The 6,132-nt window shown below is 28.1% G+C and carries 6 protein-coding genes, 3 tRNA genes, 1 rRNA gene and 1 other annotated feature; of the genes, 1 reads left to right on the top strand and 9 read right to left on the bottom strand.

Annotated elements, in window-relative coordinates; genetic code table 11:
• Positions 1 to 4 precede the first annotated feature (4 nt).
• Positions 5 to 95: transfer RNA gene (locus J2Z53_RS12680), tRNA-Ser, on the bottom strand.
• Between the two features lie 197 nt (positions 96 to 292).
• Here J2Z53_RS12680 and J2Z53_RS12675 point away from each other — a divergent pair.
• Complete coding sequence (locus J2Z53_RS12675) at positions 293 to 1,105, top strand: Cof-type HAD-IIB family hydrolase (RefSeq protein ID WP_209797824.1); 813 nt, start codon at positions 293 to 295, stop codon at positions 1,103 to 1,105.
• A gap of 109 nt (positions 1,106 to 1,214) precedes the next feature.
• Here the strand turns inward: J2Z53_RS12675 and serS are convergent, their stop codons facing one another.
• The 8 genes from serS to rrf form a co-directional block, all read right to left on the bottom strand.
• Positions 1,215 to 2,489 carry a serine--tRNA ligase gene (serS, locus tag J2Z53_RS12670; RefSeq protein WP_209797823.1) on the bottom strand — a complete coding sequence of 425 codons (1,275 nt, stop codon included), beginning with the start codon at positions 2,487 to 2,489 and terminating at the stop codon, positions 1,215 to 1,217.
• 72 nt (positions 2,490 to 2,561) lie between these two features.
• Positions 2,562 to 2,767, bottom strand: a binding site (T-box leader).
• 69 nt (positions 2,768 to 2,836) lie between these two features.
• Positions 2,837 to 3,070, bottom strand: coding sequence for a DUF1667 domain-containing protein (locus J2Z53_RS12665; protein ID WP_209797822.1), 234 nt, complete (start codon positions 3,068 to 3,070; stop codon positions 2,837 to 2,839).
• Between the two features lie 16 nt (positions 3,071 to 3,086).
• Positions 3,087 to 4,490: an NAD(P)/FAD-dependent oxidoreductase gene (locus J2Z53_RS12660; RefSeq protein ID WP_209797821.1), complete on the bottom strand. Its 1,404-nt coding sequence runs from the start codon at positions 4,488 to 4,490 to the stop codon at positions 3,087 to 3,089.
• Positions 4,491 to 4,521: 31 nt separating this feature from the next.
• Entirely contained in the window at positions 4,522 to 5,031 is a 510-nt protein-coding gene (locus J2Z53_RS12655; protein WP_209797820.1) for a transcription repressor NadR, read from the bottom strand.
• Between the two features lie 36 nt (positions 5,032 to 5,067).
• A complete protein-coding gene (locus J2Z53_RS12650) occupies positions 5,068 to 5,583 on the bottom strand; it encodes an HDIG domain-containing metalloprotein (RefSeq protein ID WP_209797819.1) in 516 nt (171 codons plus the stop codon).
• Between the two features lie 115 nt (positions 5,584 to 5,698).
• Positions 5,699 to 5,774: transfer RNA gene (locus tag J2Z53_RS12645), tRNA-Ala, on the bottom strand.
• Positions 5,775 to 5,778: 4 nt separating this feature from the next.
• Positions 5,779 to 5,855, bottom strand: a tRNA-Ile gene (locus J2Z53_RS12640).
• Between the two features lie 6 nt (positions 5,856 to 5,861).
• A 5S ribosomal RNA gene (gene rrf / locus J2Z53_RS12635) occupies positions 5,862 to 5,978 on the bottom strand.
• Positions 5,979 to 6,132: the final 154 nt, after the last annotated feature.

Raw genomic sequence — 6,132 nt, 5'->3', positions numbered from 1 at the left:
TATATGGCGGAGAGACAGGGATTCGAACCCTGGGTACCCGCAAAGGTACGCCGGTTTTCAAGACCGGTGCCTTAAACCAACTCGACCATCTCTCCATATCAAAGACAAGTAATATTATATCATATGAATTTTTTATGTCAACTACTTTTTAACTAATTTTATCATTTTTATTTTAACAAAATTAACTAGACCTTATTCTATTATTTAATCATTTAAATAATAGTTTGATATATATTATTCTTTATATTATAATTATAAAAAATTTTACATTAATAATAATTAGGAGGCAATTATGAATTTATACGTATCAGACCTAGATGGAACTCTTTTAAATAAAGATGCAAAACTTTCAGATTATACTAAAAAAAAATTAAATAAATTATTAATTTCTAATAATTTAAATTTTTCTATTGCAACTGCAAGAACACCTGCTACAGCAGTTCCAATATTATCAGATATAAATATTAATCTTCCAATAACAGTTATGAATGGAGCAGCTATATATGATATAAAAAGTAATAAATACTTATCATATAATAAGATTCCTTTAGATATTGTAGAAAAGATATCTATTATATTATCTAAAACTAAAACACCTAACTTTTCATATACACTTTATAATAATCATATAAACGTATACTATACTAAATCAGATAATCCTATTGAAGAAAAGTTTATAAAACAACGTAATGATACTCCATTTAAAACTTTTATAAATTCTCCTCTACCTAAAAATTCTGATGTTTTATATTTTTTCTTAATGGATAATAAAGAGAATATTTTAAGTATAGAAAAAGAGATTAGTAAAATTAAAGAAATATATTATGTTGCTTATGAAGATGTTTATAATAGAGGCTTATATACCTTAGAAATTTATAGTTATAAATCTTCAAAGGCAAATTCAATAAAAAAGATAATGAATGATTTCAATTTCGATCGATTAATTTCCTTTGGTGATAATTTAAACGATATCCCTATGTTTCAAATATCAGATGAATGTTATGCTGTAGAAAATTCTTCACCTAAGCTAAAAGAACTATCAACTTCAGTTATTGATTCAAATATAAATGATGGAGTTATTAAATATATAGAATCTGTAATATAAAATTATATTAAACAAATTAATAATATTTTTTAATAAAAAAAGCTATCAGAGAAATAAAATTTATTCCTCTAGTAGCTTTAATTTATTTAGAATAATATTATCCTATCTACTATTTTATTATATCTACACCCATGTATTTCTTTAATACTTCTGGAACTTCTACTGTTCCATCTTCATTTTGATAGTTTTCAAGTATTGCTGCAACAGTTCTACCAACAGCTAAACCTGATCCATTTAATGTATGAACGAATTGAGGCTTACCTTTTCCATCTCTAAACTTTATGTTAGCTCTTCTTGCTTGGAAATCTTCAAAGTTTGAGCAGCTTGAAATTTCAACATATCTATTATAACTTGGCATCCAAACTTCTAAGTCATACTTTAAAGCAGCTGTAAATCCTAAATCACCTTTACAGATTCTAACCTTTCTATATGGTAATCCTAATTCTTCTAATACTTCTTCTGCATCCCTAGTTAATTTTTCTAATTCATCATATGAATCTTCTGGTCTTGAAAATTTAACTAACTCAACCTTATTAAATTGATGTTGTCTTATAAGTCCTCTAGTATCTCTTCCTGCTGAACCTGCTTCTGCTCTAAAACAAGCTGAATAAGCTACATGCTTAATTGGAAGCTCTTCTCCATTTAACACTTCATCTCTATACATATTAGTTACAGGAACCTCTGCTGTTGGTATTAAGAAGAATCCATTGTTTTCTACCTTAAAAGCATCTTCTTCAAACTTAGGTAATTGACCTGTACCTGTCATACTTGCTCTATTAACCATATATGGAGGTAATATTTCTGTATAACCATGATCATTTGAGTGTTTATCCATAAAGTAATTAAGGACTGCTCTTTCAAGTCTTGCTCCTAATCCTTTATAGAATGTAAATCTTGAACCTGCAACCTTTCCGCCTCTTTCAGCATCAAGTATTCCAAGGTCTAATCCTAAATCCCAATGAGCCTTTGGTTCACCTTTAAATTCTCTAACTTCTCCCCATCTTTTAATCTCAACATTATCTGCATCTGATTCTCCCTCTGGAACTTGTGGGTTTGGTATATTTGGTATTCTAAGCATTAAATATTCTATTTTTTCATTAACATTTGCTAAATTAGCATCATGTTCTTTTATTTCATTTCCAAGTTCCTTCATCTCAGCCATTATTGGAGCTACATCTTCTCCAGCCTTTTTAAGCTTTGGAATTTCTGATGAAACTTGATTTCTTTTACTCTTTAAAACTTCAACTTCTACAAGTATATTTCTTCTTTCTTCATCTAATTTAACTAATTCATCAATAGTTGATACATCAAAATCTTCTCCTCTATTAGTTAAAGCTCTTTTAATTTCTTCAGGATTATTTCTTATTCTTTTTAAATCCAACATATCTGTTTCCTCCTAAATTGTATTTATATCATTTAAATTTTTACATATAAAAAGAGCCTATATCCCTTAAATAAAAGGGACGAATAGACTCCGCGTTGCCACCCTAATTGATAAAAATAAATTTTTATCCTCTTAATAGATTTAACGATTCTTCACCGTACTGCTTATTTCACAGTCCCTCAAAGGTAGATTCATAATAATTAAATCTATCAGTTTACACCATCCACTGACTCTCTTAAAGACTAATTAAAATTACTTATCCTCATCACCAGTTTAAATTTTACTATTTATGTTAACTCTAATATATACATTTAAAGCTTCCTTGTCAATATTATGATTAACATTTATTATTCATTATCTATTCTTTTACTGCAAATAATATCTATTCCAGTATTTAAAATATTCTTACATATTATATCTCCAGTATTTATAGGGGTATTCGTATATATCCTACCAATAACCTTAGAAAATTCTTTCCATAGAGATACATCAACCTTATCACTACTCTTTACTGGCACAACCTTGTGTTTAGCATCACCTTTCACTCTTATAACACTAGTAAATATATCCTTATTACTCAAAAATATTACCACCTATCTAAACTTCATCAAATTCTTTTATTCTTCCCGCTAGTATGTTTGACCCTTTTGAATTTCTAACTATATCAATAGGTTTTTTATCCGTCTCTCTAGCTAGAATATTTATTATTTTTCTTGCACAATAAGATCCATGACAATTCCCATATCCAGCTCCCGTTCTTTTTTTAACTCCTTCAAGCGTTCTAGCACCAAGAGGCCTTCTTATACAATCTACTATTTCTCCTTCACTTACTTTATTGCAAATACAGACTATATTTCCATATCTCTTATCAAGTTTTATTATTTCATTTATTTCCTCTCTATCTAAGTCTCTAAACCTATAAAATTCTCTTCTCTTATCTATAAAGCTCTTATTAGGTGTTGCATTCATAATATTAACTATTGAATTTCTTATACTTTCTGCTATTGCAGGTGCAATTGTAATTTTTCCATAATGCTTACCTGTAATCCTTATATATCCATTATTAATTTCACTATCATCAATAACCATTTCATCTCTTTTATATACTTCCCTAATCATTTCAGTTATATTCTCTTTGCTAATATCTGGTACAATATATTTTCCAAAATATACACCTTTATCTACATCTAAAATATTTGTATTTTTTACTCCAAGCATATTACCGCCACTAATCATAGGCGAATTTATAACAAAGGTTTGATCATCAATAACATTAACAATTATTTTTTTAGGATTATCCTTTACCTTATCTTCAGTTAAAAAATAATTCATTTTTTTCTGCATAACATTATCTATAATTTTTTCTTTAGTCTTATTGTTATCTACATATATTTCATCTGGAATTGTATTTATAACTATTCTACATTTAAATTTATTTTTATTTGTAGTTACATCAAAACCTTTAGTTATTTTAGTTATATTAAAAACTTCTTCTTCTAATCTAAAATTTACCCCATTATCAACTGCTACTTCTGCATACGTAATAGATAAATCATATGGGGCAATTATAGCTGTATTTTTTGAATATAATGCTTTTTTAACATCAATATGTAAATTAGGCTCTATTTTATTTATATCATTACTATTAATAAGATTTACTCCTAATATTCCTCTATCTTTAGCTTTAATATACATTTCTTCAAGCCTTAACTCTTGTTCTTTATTTGTAGCAATTCTAAGTGAACCAACTCTTTTATATGGTATCTTAAACTTCTCGCAAGCTTCTTTAATAAGAACACTTCCTATATTTTCAAGACCTGCCATAACTGCATTAGATGTCTCAGAACCATCATAAACAATAGCAGTATTTACCACAGCAATATCATCTGCAACATCATACCCCTTTTCAATAACTGCTATATTTAGATTATATTTAGATAACTCATATGCAACTGCACATCCAACTATTCCTGCACCTAATATTAACACATCATAATCCATATTATTCGACTACCTCCATATAATATAGTTTCTAAGAAACTATAAATCCCCTTTCATTTAATTCATTCTTTATTAATTCAATATTCTCTTCACTATCACATGAAATTGTGTGTATATGAATACCATTAGTCAATAACGATAAAAGATTTGTTTTATTATTATTATACTTGTAGATAAATTTATTTAAATCATTTAAGTTTTTAATCATTAATGTGGCCCTTATATCTCCATATAGAGGATGTTCAATAATTACATCTTCAACACTTCCACCATATTTAATAATTACTTCTAACTCCTCTTTCATTCTACTCTCATCATGGGATACAACTATTAATGATCTGAATTTATTTTCTTTCTTTACCACCATATATCCATCAGGTGTAGAAATTATCTTATTTCCTTCAGCTCTTAGTAATGCAATATCCTTAACTATTACTTGTCTTGTAACATTATATATACTTGCAAATTCTATCCCTTTTATAGGTTTATTGCTTTTAGTTAATCTAAGAAAAATATCTTCCCTTCTCTTTTTTGAATCCATAATATTTTTATATCTCCCTTAACAGATTTTATATTTCTAATTTTTATTATCACATTCTCTTATTATTTTAAGATATATATTATCCTCTTTTTTCATGTTTTCATAAGGCTTTTTATGGTGATTTTTTATAACATCCAAAAACTCTTTATCATAATTTTGTATGCTCTTTAATATCCTTACACCTTTTATTGGATGATTATAATAAACATCTATCTTTTTTATATTGGTATACTTCTTTAACTTACCTTTTGTAAATTTATCTAGTAAAACAATTAATGATTTATCTACAACATTTAAATACTTTGTTGTTTTTCCAACATCGTGAAGCAAAGCAATTTTAGCTAATTTATTTTTATTAATATTTATATTTTCTTGATTAACTTTTTTAATCGCATCATTACAAACTCTAATACAATGATGTTGCTCAGAATTATTTAATTTTTTAAACAACTTCTCTTCATTATTGTTTAAATACATTCTTATTAAATTAGTATCTATCTTTTTCCAACTTGAAGTTATATACCAACAAAATTGTTTTATTCTATAATTCATATTAATTCCTCAATAAATTTATTTCTTAATTTAATAATACCATTTACATAATATCTTATCAATTTTATATATAACAAAAAAAGCTATGAACTTACGTTCATAGCTTTCCACCTTTTGGTGGAGGTAAGGAGATTCGAACTCCTGACCCCCTGCGTGCAAGGCAGGTGCTCTCCCAGCTGAGCTATACCCCCAAAATGGTGGACCTTCAGGGACTCGAACCCCGGACCTACCGGTTATGAGCCGGTTGCTCTAACCAACTGAGCTAAAGATCCAATTGGACCTGGCAACGTCCTACTCTTCCACACGGTCACCCATGCAGTACCATCGGCGCTATAGAGCTTAACTTTCCTGTTCGGAATGGGAAGGAGTGTTTCCTCTACGCCATCATCACCAGATTTTATTATTTCAAAGATTTTATATCCTTAAAAAGGAACTTGTTCTCTGAAAATTGCACATGAATTTTTGTTGATCGTCTTTTTATTGGTCAAGCCCTCGACCTATTAGTATCAGTCAGCTGAACATGTTACCATGCTTACACCTCTGACCTAT

This window comes from Clostridium moniliforme, assembly GCF_017873235.1.
In the GTDB taxonomy this organism is placed as follows: domain Bacteria; phylum Bacillota; class Clostridia; order Clostridiales; family Clostridiaceae; genus Clostridium; species Clostridium moniliforme.
The sequence above is the reverse complement of the archived record's forward strand: the minus strand, read 5'-3'. Positions and strand labels throughout refer to the sequence as shown.